Source organism: Micromonospora sp. NPDC002717, assembly GCF_040295705.1.
GTDB lineage: Bacteria > Actinomycetota > Actinomycetes > Mycobacteriales > Micromonosporaceae > Micromonospora.
In genome coordinates this window covers 420601-440369 of record NZ_JBEOVW010000002.1, presented here as the reverse complement: position 1 = coordinate 440369, position 19769 = coordinate 420601, and the positions used below count along the sequence as shown (strand labels likewise).

The window sequence follows — 19769 nt, the reverse complement described above, 5'->3', positions numbered from 1 at the left end:
GTGGGCGGCAGGTCACGCCCGGTGGTCTCGGTCGTGCTTCACTTCCGGAACGGCTGGGGTTCCCGCTTCCACGAAGACGAACCGTCGGTAGGACCAGAATCGGAACAGCGTCCCGAGCCCGGTGCCGACGATGAAGCTGGCGATGTTGTCGGCCAACGGGGTCTGGAAGACCTCCGGCCAGATGCTGCCCAGGCCGTAGCGGCTGATGGCCAGGCAGGCCACCGCGATCCCCAGGCCGACACCGTTGAAGAAGAAGAACAGCGCGTACTCGCGGGCCGGGTTGGAGCGCTTGCGGTGCCGCCACGTCCAGAACCGGTTGCCGACGAACGCCACGGTCGCCGCGATCACCGTCGAGACGGTCTTCGCGGTCACCTGCTCGACGCCCCGCACGCTCGTCAGGTAGTTGAAGAGCGCGAAGTCGATCAGAAAGGCGATCCCGCCCACGGTGGCGAACTTGCTCATCTCGCGGACGAGGTGGCCGAAACGCTCGACCAGTGCGTGGGCCAGACCCGGGCGGGTCTGCCGGGAGCCTGGCTCCCCGGTCATCGTCGCGGCCACGACGCCGAGCCTACCGGCTGGTTGCATCCCACACGGGTAGCAACGACGGGCGGCGCGCACGGGTGTGCGCCTGTGGACAGAGCGTAACGATTCGGGGTGGTCGAACGGGGCGGTTCGCGAGTCCGTCGACGGGGCGCGGCGGGTCGGCCATCGGGGTTTCCCACAGGATTTGCGTGAAACTGCGCGCGAAAGCGGGTATTAGCTCGTGATGCCGCAGCGTGACCGCACCTTGTGCAGTTCTTCACAACCAGTCCCACTGACTGGCGACGCCACCCGGTTTACGCTGAGGCCAATCCCAGGTTTCCACGAAGGGCGACGCACCGCGCCGTAAGGGCGCACAGCGCCGTCAAGACTCGTGCATCCCATAGACCGGTCAGCGTCGACCACCAAGGAGATGTGTCATGGTTGCTCCGGCTACCGTTCGGGGTATCGATCAGGCCCCGACGTCCCACCCCAAACTGCTCGCCTGGGTCCGTGAGGTCGCTGAACTGACCACCCCCGACCGTGTCGTCTGGGTGGACGGGTCCGACGAGGAGTGGCGGCGCCTCACCGATGAGCTCGTCGAGGCGGGCACCCTGATCCGCCTCAACCCGGAGAAGAAGCCCAACTCGTTCTACGCGCGGACGGACCCGACGGACGTCGCCCGGGTCGAGGAGCGCACCTTCATCTGCTCCGTCGACGAGGCGGACGCCGGCCCCACCAACAACTGGATGGCGCCGGCCGAGATGAAGCGGACGATGACGGAGCTGTACCGCGGTTGCATGCGCGGGCGCACCATGTACGTCATCCCGTTCTGCATGGGCCCGGTCGAGGCCGAGAGCCCCATGTTCGGTGTCGAGATCACCGACAGCCCCTACGTGGTCGCCTCCATGCGCATCATGACCCGGATGGGCGCCAAGGTCCTGGAGGCCATGGGCGACGACGTGGACTTCGTCCACGCGCTGCACTCCATCGGCGCCCCGCTGGCCCCCGGGCAGCAGGACGTGGCGTGGCCGTGCAACGAGACGAAGTACATCTCGCACTTCCCGGAGACCCGGGAGATCTGGTCCTTCGGCTCCGGCTACGGCGGCAACTCCCTGCTCGGCAAGAAGTGCTACTCGCTGCGGATCGCCAGCGTGATGGGCCGCGACGAGGGCTGGCTCGCCGAGCACATGCTCATCCTCAAGATCACCTCGCCGGAGGGCAAGGTCTACCACGTCGCCGGGGCCTTCCCGTCGGCCTGCGGCAAGACCAACCTCGCCATGCTCGAGCCGACCGTCCCCGGGTGGAAGGTCGAGACCATCGGCGACGACATCGCCTGGATGCGCTTCGGCCCCGACGGCCGCCTCTACGCCGTCAACCCCGAGTACGGCCTCTTCGGCGTCGCGCCCGGCACGGACTGGAAGACCAACGCCAACGCGATGCGGACGCTGGACCGCGGCAACTCCATCTTCACCAACGTGGCCCTGACCGACGACGGGGACATCTGGTGGGAGGGCATGGGTGAGCCGCCGGCGCACCTGATCGACTGGAAGGGCAACGACTGGACGCCGGAGAGCGAGAACCTCTCCTCGCACGCGAACAGCCGGTTCTGCACCCCGATCACCCAGTGCCCGATCCTGGCCGAGGACTACTACGACCCGAACGGCGTGCCGATCGACGCGATTCTCTTCGGTGGCCGTCGCCGGGACACCATCCCGCTGGTGACCGAGGCCCGCGACTGGGTGCACGGCGTCTACATGGGCGCGACCCTCTCCTCGGAGACCACCGCCGCCGCCTCCGGCGCGGTCGGCGTCGTCCGGCGCGACCCGATGGCGATGCTGCCGTTCATCGGCTACCACGCCGGCGACTACTTCCGGCACTGGATCGAGATGGGCAAGGGCGCCGACGGCGACGAGTCCAAGCTGCCGAAGATCTACTACGTCAACTGGTTCCGCAAGGACCCGGAGGGCAACTTCCTCTGGCCCGGTTTCGGCGAGAACTCCCGCGTCCTCAAGTGGATCGTCGAGCGGATCGAGGGGCGCGCCGAGGCGGTGGAGACGCCGATCGGCATGGTCCCGGCACAGGACGCGCTCGACGTCGAGGGCCTGGACATGACCCCGGAGGACGTCCGGATCGCGCTGAAGGTCGACCCGGAGGAGTGGCGCAACGAGCTTCCGCTGGTCACCGAGTGGTTCGAGAAGTTCGGCGACAAGCTGCCGGGCGTGCTCTGGGCCGAGCTGGACGCGCTGCGCGCCCGGCTCGACGCGGAGCCGCAGCGCTGACGACAGGTGTGATCGACGCCCGCACCGGGCATCATCGGTTCCCATGAGGACGGCCGCCGAGACCGAGGTCCGGCGGCCGTCCGCCGTCCGGGCGCTGACCACGCTGCTCGCACTGGCCGCGGCGGCCACCGTCGTGGTCGAGCTGCTCAACTGGTGGTACGCCCCGGAGCAGGGCTTCGGGCTGGCCGTACGCACCGGCTGGGCCCTGCTCCGCTCGCTCGGCTTCCTGCTGCTGATCGGGCACGTCCGTCGCGGCCGGACGATGGCCCGGCCGTTCGGGCTGATCCTCGCGGTGACCACGGTGTTCGCCGTCGGGCGGCTGATCGTGCCCCGGCAGGGCGTGCCGCCGCTGCCCGGGCTGCTCGGGTTCGCCCTGATCACCGCCCTCTGCGCGGCCGTGATCTGGCTGCTCTACCGCTCGCCCGCGGTGTCCGGGCACCTGGTCCGCCACCGGCCCCGGCTGGTCATCGACCGTGGTGGCATCTCCTGGCGGGAGACCCCACCCCGCCGGCCCGAGGTCAACGGCTGGCTGCTCACCAGCCGGGTTGCCGCCTTCACCTACAGCCCGCTGATGCTGGTCCCGGCCCTGGTCGCCGGCGGCGCCGTGCTGGACGACCGGCTGACCACCGTGCCGGCAGTGCTGTTCTGGTTCGTCGCCGGCATCGTGACCAGCTACGCGGTCCTGTTCTGCACCGCCTTCCTGATGCGCGGCAAGGGCTGGGCGCGCATCCTGCTGGTGGCGGTGACCGTCGTCGTGCTCGCCGTCGACCTGCCGCTGTGCTGGTGGCTGCTCGGGCTGGACGGGCTGGTCCGCGACGGCGGACCGCTGCTGGCCGCCGCCGCCCTGACGCTCTACGGCCTGTGGCGCGCGACCCGCGCCGCGCGAACCGAGCGCGCCGGGCTACCCGAGCGTGCCGGGTGAACCCGAGCGCACTGGGCGAACCGATCCGGGCCGGGGCAACCGAGCGCGCCGCACCGGCCTGACGGAGCGACGAGTCCGGGACAGATCACGGGTGCCGCGGGACCCTGTCGAGCGCTGTCGAGCTGCCCCGTCCATGGGACCGCCGGAATGACGAGGCTGGCCGCCCGGCTGGTGCCCCGTCTGTGCGGGCAGCTCGACAGGGCTCGAGCCGTTGGTCGGTGCCGGGTCGACGACGTGCTGACGGACGTGCCGGTGCGGCATCGGCGCGCTGCGCGTGTGCGACGGCAGGATGGCCGGAAGGCCGGAAGGCCGGAAGGCCGGAAGGCCGGAAGGCCGAAGGTCAGGAGGCCGGGAAGGTGGGAAGCCGGGAGCAGTCGGACCGGCGGGGCGGTGACTGGACCCGACGGTTCGCCGGGCACTGCCGGTTCGCCTCGCACGACGAATAGCCGGGCAAGACGAATCGCCGGCCGGTGAATGGCCGGGCAGGACGGGTTGCCCCACCGGCCGGGGCGGGCCGGTGACGCCGGCCGGAGGGAGGCGACGCGGTGAGCGATGAGTTCGACGTGGTGGTGGTCGGGGCCGGTCCGGCCGGGTCGGCCGCCGCGCTGGCGGCCCGGCGGGCGGGGGCGAGCGTCCTGCTGCTGGACCGGTCCGACTTTCCCCGGGACAAGGCGTGCGGGGACGGCATCGCGGCGCACGCGCTGGACGTGCTCGCCACGCTGGGCGTGCCCGACGCGGTGGCCGGGCACGCGCCCCTGCCGGCGTTGCGCCTGGTCGGGCCCGCTGGCGGCACGGTGGCCCGGGCGCTGCCCCGGCCGGCGTACACGGTGCCCCGGACGGTCTTCGACGCCCGGCTGGTGGCGGCGGCGGTCGCGGCCGGCGCGCGGTTGCGCCGGCACGCGGTGCGGCGGGTGGAGGTCCGCGCCGACCGGGTGGTGCTCGACGGGGAGCTGGCCGCCCGGGTGGTGGTCGGCGCGGACGGCGCCGGGTCGGTGGTCCGGCGGACGCTCGGGCACCGGGTGAACCCCGACCGCCACCTGGCGCTCGCCATCCGGGGGTACGCCCCGGCGCTGCCCGGCCCGCCCGAACAGCTCATCGTCACCTCGGCGCCGCGCTGGCCGGCGTACGCCTGGTCGTTCCCGATCGGCGACGGCCGGGCGAACGTCGGGTACGGGGAGGTGCTGCGGGGGGAGCCGCTGAGCCGGGCGCACCTGGTTGACCGGCTCGGCGCGCTGCTGCCCGACACGGACCTGGCCACGGTGACCGACCTGCGGGCGCACCACCTGCCGCTGTCGACGCACCGCCCGCCGCCCGGGCGCGGCCGGGTGCTGCTGGCCGGCGACGCGCTCTCGCTGATCAATCCGTTCACCGGCGAGGGGATCTTCTACGCCCTGCTCTCCGGCGCGCTCGCCGGCGCGGCGGCCGCCGGCCCGCCCGAGCAGGCCGCCCGGCGGTACGCGGCGGCGCTGCGCCGCCGGCTCGGCGCCCACCTGCGGCACAGCTCGTTCGCGGCGTGGCTGGCCCGGCGCCGGCGGGTCGTCGACGCGGCGGTCCGGGCGGCCCGCCGGGACGACCGGGTCTACCGGACGGTGGTCGAGTTGGGGCTGGGCGACGGGCGGCTCGACGCCCGCACGCTGGGCATGATCGGCATCGGTCTGGCGGCGTGGGAACGCCATCCGAGGGGGTGATCGGCGGGACAGGTCGCTACGCTGCAAGGTGATGACTCTGCGGGACCTGATCTATTCGGTGTACGAGCGTCGCCTCACGGCCAAGCTCGCGGGCAAGCCGGTGCCCCGGCACGTCGGCGTGATGTGCGACGGCAACCGCAGGTGGGCCCGGGAGATGGGCTACGTCGACCCGAACGACGGGCACCGGGTCGGCGCCGCGAAGATCAAGCACGTGCTGGGCTGGTGCGACCAGGCCGGCATCGCGCACGTCACGCTCTATCTCCTGGCCACCGACAACCTGCGCCGGCCGGCCAGCGAGCTGGACCCGCTGCTGCAGATCATCGAGGACCTCGTGGTCGAGCTGGCCGAGGAGGGAAACCCCTGGCGGCTGCGCATGGTCGGCGCGCTCGACCTGCTCCCGGCGTCGACCGCCGCGGCGCTGAAGGCCGCCGAGGAGCGCACCCGCGAGCGCAGCGGCGGTGCCGAGGTCAACATCGCGGTCGGCTACGGCGGCCGGCGGGAGATAACCGACGCGGTGCGCTCCCTGCTGCTGGAGCACGCCGCCTCCGGCGGCACCATCGAGGAACTGGCCGAGGTGCTGGACGTCGAGCACATCGCCGAGCACCTCTACACCCGGGGCCAGCCCGACCCGGACCTGGTCATCCGCACCAGCGGCGAGCAGCGGCTGTCCGGCTTCATGCTCTGGCAGTCCGCGCACTCGGAGTTCTACTTCTGCGAACTCAACTGGCCGGACTTCCGCCACATCGACTTCCTCCGCGCCCTGCGCTCCTACGCCAACCGGCAGCGCCGCTACGGGGCCTGACCTCCCGGCCCCGGCCACCCCGGCCCGTCAGGTGAGGCGGTGGGCGGCGGCGGCGAGGAACTCGCCGAGCGCGGCGGGGGAGTCGAGGGTCAGGTCGGCGGCTTCCGCGACCTCGTGGCCGGTCTCCGGGTTGGCGACGGCGACGCAGACGCCGAAGAAGTGCGGATCGGCGGCGGCCCGGGCCCGCAACGCGGCGAACGCCTTGATGTCGGAGACGTCGTCGCCGAAGTACCAGGCGCCCCGGGCGTCCCGGACCACCTCGTCGATCACCATGCCCTTGTCCCGGTCGACCGGCGGCTTGATCTCCAGCACCATCCGCCCGGCCTGGACCTTGAGCCCGAGCCGCTCGGCCTGGGCCCGGCCCCACCGCTCCACGGTGTCGCCGAGCTGCGGCACCGTACGCCAGTGCAGCGCCACGGAGAGCCGCTTGTACTCCACCAGCGCCCCCTCGGGCAGCTCGGCCCGGGCCAGCTCGGCCAGCTCGGCCATGGTGGGCACCCACGGCAGGGCCGCCGGCTCGGTCACGGTCTCGCCGCCCGAGTGGCTGTGCTCCAGGCCGTAGAGGCCGTACAGGTCGATTCCGGCCAGCCCGCCGAGATGGTCGCGGAGGAACTCGACCGGTCGCGCGGAGACGATCGCGACCCGCCGTACGACGGGGGCGAGCGCCTCGATCGCGGCGAGCACGTTCGGCGCGGGCCGCACCGCGGTGGGGTCGTCGTCGACCGGCGCCAGGGTGCCGTCGAAGTCGAAGAAGAGCACCGTCGCGTCGGCCCGCCCGGCGGTCGTCCGCCAGGCACGGTCGGCGTCCAACGGGGTCTTCGGCTGCTGGTTCAACGGCGGCACGCGCGTCAGCGTACCCCGGCCGGGTCGGCTCAATCCCGGTCGCACGAGTAGGGTCCGGCCGGCGTCCGGAGGCGCGGTCGGCGCGGGAGGCGGGCCTGGCGGGTCAGCGTTCGGCGGCTCCCCGTCCCCGTCGCCCGAACGGCACGACGGCCGCCTCCTGGCCGTGGCTGAGCAGGTAGCCCTCCACGAACCCGGTGTTCCGGTCGCCGCTGCGTTCCTCGATCTCCGTGAGCCGGCTCACCAGGAAGTCGGCGAGCGCGCTGATCCGGTCGTTCAGCCGGTCGTGCAGCTCGGCGACCACGGCCAGGACGACCGCGGTGCCGGCGGTGGTGAGCGCGAGGAGGTTGACGAGCAGGGGAAGCTGCCCGCCGTTGACCGCCAGCGTCACCACGTTTCCGGTCACGCCCAGTGTCACCGACACGGTGGCGACGACGACTGCCATCCACTTCAGGGTCATGGACAGACCCCTCCTTCTGTCCCGCAGGGCTGGGTTCGGCCTTGTCCCGTCCCCCCGCCGACGACGAGCCCAAGCAGTACGAATAGGGACGCTAGCGTGCCCGTTCCGGCCCCGGAGCCAAACGAATGGGTCTGACCTGCCGTTCTTTCGCCATCTGAGGAACTAGGGCTGTGTCCACTAACGTTCACCGGGTTCCGGTGGGGTGTTGTGGATCCTCGCCGAATTGGCGAGCGACTCCCCACTGGCTGGTGGGGCGGGCCACAGCCGGCCATCTGGACCCTCGCGCCGCCCGGTGGGCGGCGGGGGTCACGTCGGGACCGGCCGGTGCCGGGGAGGTGCCGGCCGGCTCGACGGTGCGTGACCACCCCGGGCAGCACGACGGCTGTGGGGGTGGTGGGTCCGCCGCCCGGGGTGCGGGTGGCGATGCTGGCCGCCGCGACCAGGTCACGGTGGCCCGAAAATGCGCAGTGCGGGCACGTCATGGTCCGGCCCCGCGGCTTCGGCACGCGTCGCCGGCATGTCGGGCAGGTTGACGAGGTCCCGCGTTCGTCGACGAGGTGGACGGTGATGCCGGCGAGGGTGGCCTTGTCGGTCAGGATGTGCAGGAGTCGGCCGATCTGCCACTGCCGCAGCCGCAGGTTGTGCCGCCGCCCCGCCGGCAGGTCGAGGACGCCGCGGGGGTCGCCGACGTGCAGCACCCCCACCCGCTGGCCGACGGCCCAGTCGACGACGGTGCGGGCGGCTTCGTGTTGGGCCTGCCGTACCCGCCGCCGATGCCGGCCCTCCACCTGGCGGGCGCGGGCCCGGTACTGGCGCCACCGGCGTGACCCTCGCTGGCCGGGTTTCGGCGCGCGGCGGGCGACGGCACGTTGGCGGGCTTTGGTGTCGGCCAGGTGCATGCGGTGCTCGGCGCGGATCGCCCGCCCCGACACCAACAGCCCCTTCCCGCCGGGGCCGGCGACGGCGTAGGGGTGGATGATTCCCACGTCCACGCCCGCCACCCGGCCGGGGTCCGGCCCCTCACCCGCCGGGTAGACCGTGATCGGGACTTCGGCGGTGACGTCGAGGAACAGCCGGCCGCCCTCGCACAGCAGGGTGATCGAGCGGACCTGCTCCACCGGATACGGCACTTCACGGGCCAGACGCACCCACAACCCCGGCATGCCCTTCGCAGTCGGGATTCGCACGCGATGGCCGTCGAGGGTGAACGTGTCGTGGTACCAGCGCACCGGCACCAACCCCCGCCGCCGACGCGGGAACCCCGCCGATGCGTCACCGGCCTTGCGGCGTTTCGCCGCCGCGAACCACGCATCCGAGAACCGCCGCAACACCGACCGCGCCCCGGTCGAGTCCAACTCGGCGAACGTGCCCGGACCCGAGGCCGACAACTCGCGGCACAACTCCTGGTAGCTCGTCAACGGCGCGTCCTGGCGGCGGCGCCGCCACGCGTTGACCTCCAACACGCACGCCCACACGTCACCGGCCGAGCGCAGCAGCCCGAAACACCGCCGCCGCTGCCCGGGCGTCGCCCGCACCGCGACACGAGCGGTGCGATGCACCACTGGCGGTGCAGCAGGATCCCGACGGCGAGGCACAAACCGAAGCCAAGACCACCGGTACGACAATTCCCAGGCCCGACCGATTACCCGGTCAACGTTCGAAGACGAGGAACTAGCCGGCCTGTTTACCTCGTTTTCGGACGTCGGCCGGCAGGGTCGGGCGATATGCGAGGTAACGGATGGTCTCCCGGATGTGGAACTTCTCCGCGTCCGAGACGTCGGGGTCGACGAGGCGGCGCAGCAGCGCCTCGACGTCGGGGTCCATCGGCGGCGGGGTGGCGGTGCTGCGGGGCGTCGCCGTGCGGTCCCAACCCAGCGCGGCGAAGGCGGTCGCCGGGTTGAGCCCCAGGCCCTCGCAGAACGCCACCACGCGCTCGGCCTCCGGGTCGCTGGCCCAGTCGCCCCGGACCCAGCGGTTGATGGTCTGCCGGGAAACCCCGGTGCGACGGGAGACCTCGGTGCCGGTCCAGGCCCGGGTGGCCCGGGCCTCGTCGAGCGCCCGACGGACGAAGGTGGCGAAGGCGATCTTCCGTGCGTTGGCCGTCTCGGTCACGTCGTGACGGTACGACCCGCCGGCCAGTCGTGCCCGTCCCGGCACGCTGGTGTCACGCGGACGAGACGTGAATGTCGGCCTGCCGGTAAACGATCCGGCACTGCTTCTGAGGGGTGTCACCTGGGCAGAGTAGGTGCCCGTAGAGGCGGAGTAAACAGACGAAAAGCTGATACTGTCACGCCCATGAGACAATCTACGGTGTGTCACGTGCATGAGACGATCAGTGCTCACATGCGTCACGCCCCCGGCGCGAGGGGGGTGTGGTGACCGAACTCGCCACCCGAGCCCAGGCCTTCGGCCTGATCGCGGAGGGAGTGGCCGCCGGCCTGAGCGCGCCCTGGCGCCTCTACGTCGCCCGGGGCTGCCGCTACCTCTCGCTCAGCGTCGGCGACCGCACCGAGTGGGACACCTGGCGTACCCACCTCGGCTGTCCGGAGCTCAGCGTCCGCGTGTACGACGCCGGCGGCGAGATCCGCCGGGCCTCGGTGGCCGAGGTCGTCCTGGACGGCTGCCGGATCAGCGTCGAGCTGGTCGAGGAGGTCAGCACGGACGACCTGGAGCGGCTCCTGGTCGCCGATCCCACCTCGATCGAGCCGGAGGAGCGATGACCGGGCACCCGCGGCGCACCGGAGCCGCCGGATGAGCCCCTTCCTCGCGGTCTTCCTCGTCCTCGTCCTCGGCGCCACCAGCTACGCCGCGGGCCGGCTGCACGGGCAGCTCAGCTACCGGATCGGCTACCGGTTCGGCTACCGCCAGGGCTACTTCGACGGCGACCGGGGCGCCTGGAACCGACGCCGCCGCGACGCCCAGGCGGCCATCGCGTCGGCGCTGGCCGGCCCGTCGCCCACCACCACCCGCGTCACCGGCACGGTGGTCCGGCCGGGCACCACGTATACCGGCTCGTCGTTCGCGGCGCCGGCCGCCCCGGTCACCGGTCGGCACCCGACCGGCACCCTCGTGCGGCGGACCGGTTGAGCCCGACCGACGGGGATCCCGATGCCCCGTCGGCCGGTACCCAAAGCACGGTGCGTCGTCCGCGGCGGACACGCACCGTCGGGACCACGTCAGACCGGTGACGGTGGTCCCACCGGCCGGGATGCGCGCAGGGGGCATGCATCCCGGCCGGTTCCGCCGCCCACGCCTGTTAACGTGCCGGTCCCCGGAGATCCACGTTCGCCCTCTAGCCCGGAGGGTCCGACGCCGCTAGCGTCTAGGCATGGCACGGGGTTCTCCCGAGCCAGCCGGTCCGCCCGGATCTGCGACCTCGCGCACGGGGTTCCGCATCCGACCCCGTGTCCCCGGGCACCGGAGGAGGCGGAACGCGGGTGGCGGATGCCCATCCGTCGGAGCAGGCCTGTGACGACTCGCCGTACGACCGCCGGGGCCGACCGGACCACGGCCGCGACTGCCACGACCCGCCGCACCACCCGGAGCCGCCGCGGGCCGTCCGCCGCTCCGGCCGACGCCGAGGAGCCCCGACCAGCCGGCCAGGCGTTCGTCCTGGACACCTCGGTGCTCCTCTCCGACCCGGCGGCCTTCCACCGCTTCGCCGAGCACGAGGTGGTCCTGCCCCTCGTGGTCATCTCCGAGCTGGAGGGCAAGCGGCACCACCCGGAGCTGGGCTGGTTCGCCCGGCAGTCCCTGCGCATGCTGGACGAGCTGCGGGTCAGGCACGGGCGACTCGACCGCCCGGTCCCGGCCAACGACTCCGGCGGCACGCTGCGGGTGGAGCTCAACCACGCCGACGACGGTGTGCTGCCGCCGGGCTTCCGCACCGACTCCAACGACACGCGGATCCTCTCCGTCGCGTTGAACCTCGCCGCCGAGGGGCGGGAGGTGACCCTGGTCAGCAAGGACATGCCGCTGCGCGTCAAGGCGGCCTCGGTGGGCCTGCGGGCCGACGAGTACCGGCACGGCCAGGCCAGCGACCCCACCTGGACGGGGATGTCCGAGCTGGAGCTGGCCGAGGAGCAGATCGGCCGGCTCTACGCCGGCGAGACGCTCGACCTGGACGCGGCCGCCGGGCTGCCCTGCCACACCGGCCTGGTGCTGCACTCCGCCCGCGGCTCGGCGCTCGGCCGGGTGCTGCCCGACAAGACGGTGCGGCTGGTCCGCGGCGACCGGGAGGCGTTCGGGCTGCACGGCCGCTCGGCCGAGCAGCGGATCGCCCTCGACCTGCTGCTCGACGAGTCGGTCGGCATCGTCTCGCTGGGCGGGCGGGCCGGGACGGGCAAGTCCGCCCTGGCCCTCTGTGCCGGGCTGGAGGCGGTGATGGAGCGCCGGCGGCACAAGAAGGTGGTGGTCTTCCGCCCGCTCTACGCCGTCGGCGGACAGGAGCTGGGCTACCTCCCCGGCTCGGAGTCGGAGAAGATGTCGCCCTGGGCGCAGGCGGTCTTCGACACCCTCGGCGCGGTGGTGCACGAGAACGTGCTGGAGGAGGTCACGTCGCGCGGCCTGCTGGAGGTGCTGCCGCTGACCCACATCCGGGGCCGGAGCCTGCACGACGCCTTCGTGATCGTGGACGAGGCGCAGTCGCTGGAGCGCGGGGTGCTGTTGACCGTGCTCTCCCGGATCGGCCAGGGCTCGCGGGTGGTGCTCACCCACGACGTGGCCCAGCGGGACAATCTCCGCGTCGGTCGGCACGACGGGGTGACCGCGGTGATCGAGGCGCTCAAGGGCCATCCACTCTTCGCTCACGTCACCCTCAGCCGTTCGGAGCGTTCGCCGATCGCCGCGATGGTGACGGACCTGCTGGAGGACATCCCACACTGATGACCGTTATCTGGCCGTTTGTGCCTATAATTTGAGTGACCCAAGTCACAATTGAGGCTGTTGGTTTCCCATCGGTCTCACCGTGCGCGATGGTGTCCAACGAGCGCCCACGTACCGACAAGATCGTTGGTGATCGTTCGTCACACCGACATCTCCACCCCCGGTGCGTCGGCTGCGACCGGCACAGGGTCGGGGCGCTCGCGGCGCGGACCCGCTCCATGATCGGGTGCCCGCGCCGTGTCCTTGCCCCCGACGAAGGGACCACTTCGTGAGTCGGCTGTGGAGCCGGTTCGGCGCCCGCACGGCCGCTGTCGCGCTGCTCTCCGTGGGCGTTGCCGGCGGTGTCTACCTGGGCGAAGACCGACAGACCCAGCAACAGGGCCTCACCGCGCAGGTCGGCGCCGCCGTGGAGGAGGCCGAGTTCGACTACCAGCGCGAACGCCAGGCCGCCCACCAGGTGCAGTCGGCGAAGCAGCGGGCCGCCGAATACCAGGCGAAGCTGCGCGCCGCCGCGGCGGCCAAGGAGGCCGCCCAGCGGGCCCGCGAGGCCGAGGCCGCCGCCGCGTCGCGGAAGAAGGCGCGGGAGGCCGCCGCCAAGGCCGCGGCCGAGAAGGCCGCCGAGAGCAAGCCGTACGACGGGCCGATCCCGGCGTCCTGCGCGGAGTTCAGCGGCAACCGCGAGGTCGGCTGCGCGCTCATGGTGAAGGCCGGCTTCGGGATGGACCAGTTCCCCTGTCTGGACAAGCTCTGGACCAAGGAGAGCGGCTGGAACCACAAGGCCCGCAACTCCTCGTCCGGGGCGTACGGCATCCCGCAGGCGCTGCCGGGCAGCAAGATGGGCTCGGTCGCCGACGACTGGCAGACCAACCCGGCGACCCAGATCAAGTGGGGCCTCGGCTACATCGAGGGCCGCTACGGCTCGCCCTGCAAGGCCTGGGCGCACTCCCAGGACGTGGGCTGGTACTGACCGACCGGAGGCGGGGTGTGTGGACGTCCACACACCCCGCCTCCGTCGTCGGGGCGTACGGATCGCCGCAGGAGGGGCGCACGGATCGCCGCAGGAGTGGCGGCGCGGGCCGTCACCTGATAGCTCTTGACGGGTGACCCTGCACCCGCGAAGCGGCGATCCGTACCGGTTCGGCACCGAGGCGTTCTACGCCGCGCTCGGCCGGGCCTTCGTCGCCATGTGCGCGGTGGTGCCGTTCCTCTTCCTCATCGAGGCCCTCGACCAGGGGCTGGCGGCCGGCTTCGACGCCGCCGCCGGGATCATCCCCAAGCGCATCGACGGGCTCGACGGGGTGTTCTTCTCGCCGTTCCTGCACCACGGCTTCGACCACCTCTACAGCAACAGCATCCCGCTGATCCTGCTCGGCACCTTCGTGCTCGCCGCCGGCGCCCGCCGGTTCCTCTGGTCGACACTCGTCATCGTCCTGGTCAGCGGGCTGGGGGTGTGGTTCACCGGCTCGTCCAACTCCGTCGTGGTCGGCGCGAGCGGCGTCATCTTCGGCTACCTGGGCATCCTGCTCATGCGGGGGATCGTCGAGCGGAGCTGGTGGAACTTCGCGGTCTTCCTGCTGGTCGGCCTGCTCTACGGCTGGCAGTTGGTCGGCATCCTCCCCACCGACGAGCGGATCTCCTGGCAGGGGCACCTGTTCGGGCTGCTCGGCGGGGCCGTCGCCGCGATCATCTTCCGGCGCCGCCGGGACGACCTCGGTGGTCCGCACCGCTCGGAGTCCACGCTCACCCTGCCCTGAGCGCCGACGCGCCCGGTGCCGTGCGGCCGGTGGGACGTGCTTGCCCGGGCCCATCGCCGGCCCTACCGTCGGGATCAGCACGCGTTGATCCGTGAGCGGAAAGCGACGGTACGCCCATGCGCGAGGTCGATGTCGCGGTGATCGGGGCCGGTCCGGCCGGGTTGTTCGCGGCGTACTACGCCGGCTTTCGCGGGCTCTCCGTCGCGGTCGTCGACGCGCTGCCCGAGCCCGGCGGCCAGATCACCGCCATGTACCCGGAGAAGCTGATCCACGACGTGGCCGGCTTCCCGGCGGTCAAGGGGCGGGACCTGATCGCCAACCTCGTCGCCCAGGCGGCGCCCTTCGACCCGCGCTACCTGCTCGGCACCCGCGCCGAGAAGCTCTCGTACGCCGACGGGCGGCCGGTGCTCGGCCTCGCCGGGGGCGAGCAGCTCGGCTGCGGGGCGGTGATCGTGACCGGCGGGCTGGGCAGCTTCACGCCGCGCCCGCTGCCGGTGGCGGAGCACTTCGCCGGTACGGGGATCGTCTACTTCGTACCGCAGCCGACCGAGCTGGCCGGCCGGGACGTGCTGATCGTCGGCGGCGGCGACTCCGCCTTCGACTGGGCGCTGACGCTCCAGCCGCTGGCCCGCTCGGTGACGCTGGCGCACCGGCGGGAGAAGTTCCGCGCCCACGCCGCCACCGTCGCCCGGGTGCTGGAGCTGCCGGTGCGCGTGATCGTCAACGCGGAGGTGACCGGGTTGCACGGCGACGGGGCGGTGACCGGCGCCGAGATCACCGTACGCGGCGGCGCCGCCGCCGAGCTGCTTCCGGTGGACACGGTGGTCGCCGCCCTCGGCTTCACCGCCGACCTCGGCCCGCTGGCCGAGTGGGGGCTGCGGCTCGACCGCCGGCACATCGTCGTCGACAGCGCGATGGCGACGAACCTGCCCCGGGTCTTCGCGGCCGGCGACATCACCGAGTACCCGGGCAAGGTGCGGCTGATCGCCACCGGCTTCGGCGAGGCCGCCACGGCGGTGAACAACGCGGCCGTGGCCATCGACCCGAGCGCGCACCTCTTCCCCGGGCACTCCTCCGACGGCACCTGACGCACCGGTACCGGATGCCGCCCCGGCCGTGGCCGGATCGAGATCAATGGCTGCGACGGTGGGCGGATGAGCGTCCCGGCTCCACACCGTGACGGCGCGCCGGCGACCCTGGCCTGGCTGGGGCACCCCGGGACGGTCGCCGCCCTCGTCCTCCTCGTGGTCAACGACCACCTGCTCAAGGCGGCCTTCCCCGGCGCGCTGACCGGCAAGCTCAGCGACGTCGCCGGCCTGGTCCTCGCGCCGCCGCTGGTCGCGGTGCTGCTCACCCTGCTGGCGCCGCGGCTGCCGGCCCGCACCGCCGCCGGGCTCGGGCTCGGTCTCGTCGCCGCCGGCTTTACCGTGGTCAAGTCCAGCGGGTACGCCGCCACCGTCGCCTCGGCGGCCTGGAGCGCCGTCAGCGGGCCCTCGCTGATCCGGGCGGACCGTACCGACCTGCTCGCCCTGCCGGCCCTGGCCCTCGCGGGCTGGTGCTGGGCCCGGGCGCGGCGGGAGCCGGTGCGGCGGCGGTCCGCCCGGCTGGTCCGCCTGCTGGTGCTGCTGCCGGCGGCGACGCTCGCGGTGGCGGCGACCAGCCCCGTCCACCATCCCGACGCCGTCCGGGCAGCGGTCCTCGACGAACGGTTGGTGGCCGGCATCGGCCACGGCTACGCCGACCAGGTCTTCGGGAGCACGCCCGACTGGCGGGTGAGCGATGACGCCGGGGTGACGTGGCGCGATCCGACGCGGAGCGAGATCGAGGCGCTGACCGGCACGAAGGGGCCGGTCGCCGGCCCGGTCAGCCGGGGCTGCTCGACCGCCGTGCCGACGCGCTGCTACCGGGTGCTTGCCGGCCGGCTCGCGGTGGAGCAGAGCGACGACGGGGGCCGGAGCTGGCACCCCGCCTGGGCGGTGACCGAGGCGCAGCGGGCCGTCCTCCTCCGGCAGTACCCGGACCCGGGGCCGCGGGGGGAGCGGATCGCCGCCCAGGAGTTGACCGTGCGGGACACCGGCGACGGCCGGCACGTCGTGCTGGTGGCCAACGGTCGGGACGGCTTCGCCCTCCGCCGGCCGGACGGGACCTGGGAGCGACTCGGCTTCGTCGACGCTCAGGTGGGCGGGTACCCGTTCGACGGACGCCCGCCGGCGCTGGGCCGGAGCACTCCGGCGGACCGGGGCGCCGATCCGCTCCTCGCCCTGCTGGCGGGGCTCATGCTGGGCGTGTCGGTGCTCGCCGTGTCGGGCGCCCGGGCGGGGTTCCGGGTCGGGAACGGGCCCTGGCTGCCGACGTGCCTGGCCGCGCTCGGGGCCACCGCCTGGGCGCTGCTGGCCGTCGTCTGGCCGGGCGAGCTGCATCTCTGGCCGGCTCTCCTCGCGTGGCTCCCGGTCCTGCTGGGCGTGCTGCTGTTCGCCCTGGTGCCGGCCTGGTCGCGGGGCGCCTCCGGTCGGTGGACCCTGGAGGTTCTGCTGGCCACCGCCCTGACCCTGGCGCTGACCGCACTGCCGCTGGTCGGCTGGCTCTACGGCCGGCCCGCGTACACCCGCACGGCTCTGCTGCTCGCGGCGGTGGCCGCGCTGCCAGGGCTGCTGCTGGGCTGGCGGGCGGCCCGGCTGGTCGGAGCGTCCGCCGAGCCGGTCGATCCGCCGTGGCCGGCGCCGCGTCCCGCCGGGCCGCCCCGCTGACCGTCCCGCGGGACGGGTTCAGCCCGTTCGGGGAAGCCCGATCAGGTCGGCCATCAGTGCCGTCTGGTGGTCGAAGTACGCGTCCCGATGCGGCAGCGTGCGGTTGATCCGGCCGAACAGCTCGAAGCTGATCAGCCCGAAGAGCTGGGTCCAGCCGGCCATGCCCCGGGCGAGCAGTGTCTCGGGCAGCTCACCGCCCAGCATCCCGGCCAGGTCCGCCAGGTCGGCGCGGAGCGGCCCGGCCATCTCGGCGGCCGGTGGCGGGTCGAGCCGGCCGGCGTCGAATCCGTCGCGGAGGATGCCCATCAGGGTCAGCGGCGGTCGCTGGGCGGGGCCGATGGTGTCGTCCGGGGCGGCGTAGCCGGGCACGGGGCTGCCGTAGAGCAGGGCGTACTCGGCGGGGTGGGCGAGCGCCCAGCCGCGGGCCGCGCGGCAGGCGGCGTGCCAGCGTCCGCGCAGGTCGAGGCGGTCGCATCCGGCGTCGGCCGCCTCCACGGCCTCGCCGAGCGCGTCGTACGCCTCGATGATCAGCGCGGTCAACAGCTCGTCGCGGCTGGGGAAGTAGCGGTAGATCGCCGACGAGACCATGCCCATGTCCCGGGCGACCGCACGGAGTGACAGGTTGGCGCCGTCGCTGGCGAGGTGTCGCCGGGCCACGGCCTTGATCTCGTCGATCATCTCGGCGCGGACCCGGGCGCGGATGGAGGGTGCAGCCATGCCTCCACCCTGCCACGGATGTGAGCGCAGATCAAAACCGAGAGCAGTGCTCTTGGCGAAGGGCGCGGTCGTGGGTCATGCTTGGCGTCGAACGAGAGCGCCGCTCTCGAAAAGAATCGCCGTTCTGAAAGGTGACTCCTGATGGCACTGCACGTGATCGTCGGCGCCGGCCCCGTCGGCACCGCCACCGCCCGCCTCCTCGCCGACCGGGGCGAGCGGGTGCGGCTGGTGACCCGCCGGGGCGGCGGGCCGGAGCACCCGGCGATCGAGCGGATCGCCGCGGACGCCACCGACGCCGACCGCCTCACCGCGGCGGCCACCGGCGCGGCGGCGCTCTACAACTGCGCCAACCCGGCCTACCACCGGTGGACCACCGACTGGCCGCCGCTGGCCACCGCACTGCTCACCGCCGCCGAGCGGAGCGGGGCGGTGCTCGCCACCGTCGGCAACCTCTACGGCTACGGCCCTGTCGACGCCCCGATGACCGAGGCGACGCCGCTGCGGCCGAGCAGCGTGAAGGGGCGGGTCCGGGCGCAGATGTGGGCCGACGCGCTCGCCGCCCACGAGGCGGGCCGGGTCCGGGTCACCGAGGTGCGGGGCTCGGACTACCTGGGCGCCGAAGCCCAGTCGCTGCCGACCATGCTGGTGCTGCCGCAGGTCCTGCGTGGCCGGCGCGCGCTGGTGCCGGCGGACCTCGACGCGCCGCACAGCTGGACGTACGTGCCGGACGTGGCCCGCACCCTGGTGGCCGCGGCCACCGACGAGCGGGGCTGGGGCCGGGTCTGGCACGTGCCGACCGCGCCGGCGGTCTCGATCCGTGGCCTGGCCGCCCGCGCGGCCACGCTCGCCGGGGCGCCCGCGCCGAAGCTCACCCGGATGCCCGGGCCGGTGCTGTGGCTGGGCGGATTGTTCGACCCGGCCGCGAAGGAGATGCGGGAGATCGCCTACCAGTTCGACCGGCCGTTCGTGCTGGACTCCACCGCGGCCGTCGCGACCTTCGGCATCGACCCGACCCCGCTCGACGACGCCCTCGCCGACACCGTCGCCGCCCTCCGCGCCCGGCCGGCTCCGGCGCGCGCCTCCTGAGCCCCGGCGGGTCCGGTCCGCGGGCCAGCACACCGCCACGTCCGTTCCGCGCGGGCCGGGTCCGTTCGGCGCGACGACGTCAGCGGGCCGGGCCGCCCGGTTGGCGGGGCGCGGCCGGGGCGAGCGCCGTGACGAGGACCGCGACCATGGTCAGCGCCGCGCCGAGCAGGGTGGTGAGGCCCGGGTGGGAGGCCGCCGTCGTGGGCCGCAGCACGTCCAGCAGCACGGCGCCGACGATCTGACCGGCGATGGTGGCCAGGCCGAGCAGCAGCACGCCGGTGAACCGGACGATCGCGGCGGCGATGGCGATGAACACGATCCCGATCGGTCCACCCAGGTAGAACCAGGGCTCGGTGGGCAGCTCGCCCGCCGGCCAGCCCCGGACCGCGACGTCGACGGCGAAGGTCGCCAGCAGGGCCGTCGTCCCGGCGGTGAAGTTGACCAGCGTGGCCGTCAGGGCGCTGCCGGAGGCCATCCGCACCCGGCCGTTGACCGCCTGCTGCCAGGCGATGGCCACCCCCGCGAGCAGCGGCAGCAGCGCCAGCCCGAGGGTGCCCGGGTCGCCGACCCGGTCGCCGACGGCCAGCAGGACGGCGACCACGGTCAGCGCCGCGCCGGCCAGCCGCTGGGCGGTGACAGGCTGGCGCCCGTTCGGGCCGACCCCCGCCCGGTCGACGGCCAGGCTGCTGCCGGACTGGCCGGCGACCACCGCCACGGTGAACACGGCCACGCCCAGGGCGCCGATGGTCAGCCCCTGCGCGGCCACCAGCAGGGCGCCGCACACCCCGCCGAGGCAATGCCACGGCCGCAGCGTGCCGTCGGCGAGCGCGCCACGCAGGGCAACCAGTCCCCGCCGCCCACCCGGGGTGGCGGGAACCAGCACCAACAGCACCAGCAGGCCCACGCCGAACGAGACCACCGCGGCGGCGATCCCGTCGGACAGTCGTACGCCCAACTCGCCGTTGATCCGGGACTGTACGGCCACGGCGACCCCGGAGGCGGTCGCGAGACCCACGCCGGCGATCCGGCGGGTCGCCGACGGGGCCGGCGGGGCCATCGTCCCGGTGG

19 protein-coding genes and 1 pseudogene are annotated in these 19769 nt (G+C 73.4%); 12 read left to right on the top strand and 8 right to left on the bottom strand.

Annotated features, from left to right (window positions below; genetic code table 11):
- Positions 1-12 precede the first annotated feature (12 nt).
- Both ABT006_RS06110 and ABT006_RS35070 read right to left on the bottom strand, forming a co-directional pair.
- Entirely contained in the window at positions 13-585 is a 573-nt protein-coding gene (locus ABT006_RS06110; RefSeq protein WP_350703441.1) for a GtrA family protein, read from the bottom strand.
- A gap of 128 nt (positions 586-713) precedes the next feature.
- Positions 714-803, bottom strand: a pseudogene (locus ABT006_RS35070) (GtrA family protein); the annotation flags it as partial.
- A gap of 156 nt (positions 804-959) precedes the next feature.
- Between ABT006_RS35070 and ABT006_RS06105 the strand changes: the two are divergent.
- The 4 genes from ABT006_RS06105 (at position 960) to ABT006_RS06090 (ending at position 6213) form a co-directional block, all read left to right on the top strand.
- The gene (locus ABT006_RS06105) at positions 960-2801 is read left to right on the top strand and encodes a phosphoenolpyruvate carboxykinase (GTP) (RefSeq protein ID WP_350703439.1); all 1842 of its coding nucleotides are present in this window, start codon (positions 960-962) and stop codon (positions 2799-2801) included.
- Between the two features lie 43 nt (positions 2802-2844).
- The gene (locus tag ABT006_RS06100; protein ID WP_350703437.1) at positions 2845-3723 is read left to right on the top strand and encodes a hypothetical protein; all 879 of its coding nucleotides are present in this window, start codon (positions 2845-2847) and stop codon (positions 3721-3723) included.
- A 545-nt stretch (positions 3724-4268) separates the two neighbouring features.
- Complete coding sequence (locus tag ABT006_RS06095; protein WP_350703435.1) at positions 4269-5411, top strand: geranylgeranyl reductase family protein; 1143 nt, start codon at positions 4269-4271, stop codon at positions 5409-5411.
- 31 nt (positions 5412-5442) lie between these two features.
- Positions 5443-6213 carry an isoprenyl transferase gene (locus ABT006_RS06090; protein ID WP_350678538.1) on the top strand — a complete coding sequence of 257 codons (771 nt, stop codon included), beginning with the start codon at positions 5443-5445 and terminating at the stop codon, positions 6211-6213.
- 27 nt (positions 6214-6240) lie between these two features.
- Here ABT006_RS06090 and otsB read toward each other — a convergent pair whose 3' ends face one another.
- The 4 genes from otsB to ABT006_RS06070 all read right to left on the bottom strand — a co-directional run bounded on the left by otsB (position 6241) and on the right by ABT006_RS06070 (position 9625).
- Positions 6241-7056 carry a trehalose-phosphatase gene (gene otsB, locus ABT006_RS06085; protein WP_350703433.1) on the bottom strand — a complete coding sequence of 272 codons (816 nt, stop codon included), beginning with the start codon at positions 7054-7056 and terminating at the stop codon, positions 6241-6243.
- Between the two features lie 103 nt (positions 7057-7159).
- Positions 7160-7513: a hypothetical protein gene (locus tag ABT006_RS06080; protein ID WP_350703431.1), complete on the bottom strand. Its 354-nt coding sequence runs from the start codon at positions 7511-7513 to the stop codon at positions 7160-7162.
- Positions 7510-9075 carry an RNA-guided endonuclease InsQ/TnpB family protein gene (locus tag ABT006_RS06075; protein WP_350703429.1) on the bottom strand — a complete coding sequence of 522 codons (1566 nt, stop codon included), beginning with the start codon at positions 9073-9075 and terminating at the stop codon, positions 7510-7512. The genes ABT006_RS06080 and ABT006_RS06075 overlap by 4 nt, the downstream gene beginning before the upstream one ends.
- 109 nt (positions 9076-9184) lie before the next feature.
- Positions 9185-9625: an XRE family transcriptional regulator gene (locus ABT006_RS06070; RefSeq protein ID WP_350703427.1), complete on the bottom strand. Its 441-nt coding sequence runs from the start codon at positions 9623-9625 to the stop codon at positions 9185-9187.
- 263 nt (positions 9626-9888) lie between these two features.
- Here ABT006_RS06070 and ABT006_RS06065 point away from each other — a divergent pair, with 263 nt between their 5' ends.
- From ABT006_RS06065 to ABT006_RS06035, 7 genes are all read left to right on the top strand, one after another.
- Entirely contained in the window at positions 9889-10233 is a 345-nt protein-coding gene (locus ABT006_RS06065) for a hypothetical protein (protein WP_350703425.1), read from the top strand.
- A gap of 31 nt (positions 10234-10264) precedes the next feature.
- Positions 10265-10600: a hypothetical protein gene (locus ABT006_RS06060; RefSeq protein ID WP_350703423.1), complete on the top strand. Its 336-nt coding sequence runs from the start codon at positions 10265-10267 to the stop codon at positions 10598-10600.
- Positions 10601-10981: 381 nt separating this feature from the next.
- Complete coding sequence (phoH2, locus tag ABT006_RS06055) at positions 10982-12397, top strand: RNA 5'-3' helicase PhoH2 (protein WP_350703421.1); 1416 nt, start codon at positions 10982-10984, stop codon at positions 12395-12397.
- Positions 12398-12665: 268 nt separating this feature from the next.
- Positions 12666-13364, top strand: a complete 699-nt coding sequence (locus tag ABT006_RS06050; RefSeq protein WP_350703420.1) for an aggregation-promoting factor C-terminal-like domain-containing protein — start codon at positions 12666-12668, stop codon at positions 13362-13364.
- A 133-nt stretch (positions 13365-13497) separates the two neighbouring features.
- Positions 13498-14151: a rhomboid family intramembrane serine protease gene (locus ABT006_RS06045; protein WP_350703418.1), complete on the top strand. Its 654-nt coding sequence runs from the start codon at positions 13498-13500 to the stop codon at positions 14149-14151.
- A 116-nt stretch (positions 14152-14267) separates the two neighbouring features.
- Positions 14268-15239: an NAD(P)/FAD-dependent oxidoreductase gene (locus ABT006_RS06040; RefSeq protein ID WP_350703416.1), complete on the top strand. Its 972-nt coding sequence runs from the start codon at positions 14268-14270 to the stop codon at positions 15237-15239.
- A gap of 66 nt (positions 15240-15305) precedes the next feature.
- Positions 15306-16898 (top strand): hypothetical protein, encoded by a 1593-nt coding sequence (locus ABT006_RS06035; RefSeq protein ID WP_350703415.1) that lies wholly within the window; start codon positions 15306-15308, stop codon positions 16896-16898.
- Between the two features lie 18 nt (positions 16899-16916).
- Here ABT006_RS06035 and ABT006_RS06030 read toward each other — a convergent pair whose 3' ends face one another.
- Positions 16917-17615 carry a TetR/AcrR family transcriptional regulator gene (locus ABT006_RS06030; RefSeq protein WP_350703413.1) on the bottom strand — a complete coding sequence of 233 codons (699 nt, stop codon included), beginning with the start codon at positions 17613-17615 and terminating at the stop codon, positions 16917-16919.
- A 141-nt stretch (positions 17616-17756) separates the two neighbouring features.
- Here ABT006_RS06030 and ABT006_RS06025 point away from each other — a divergent pair, with 141 nt between their 5' ends.
- Positions 17757-18701 carry an NAD-dependent epimerase/dehydratase family protein gene (locus tag ABT006_RS06025; RefSeq protein WP_350703411.1) on the top strand — a complete coding sequence of 315 codons (945 nt, stop codon included), beginning with the start codon at positions 17757-17759 and terminating at the stop codon, positions 18699-18701.
- A 79-nt stretch (positions 18702-18780) separates the two neighbouring features.
- Here the strand turns inward: ABT006_RS06025 and ABT006_RS06020 are convergent, their stop codons facing one another.
- Positions 18781-19758, bottom strand: a complete 978-nt coding sequence (locus ABT006_RS06020; RefSeq protein ID WP_350703564.1) for a DMT family transporter — start codon at positions 19756-19758, stop codon at positions 18781-18783.
- Positions 19759-19769: the final 11 nt, after the last annotated feature.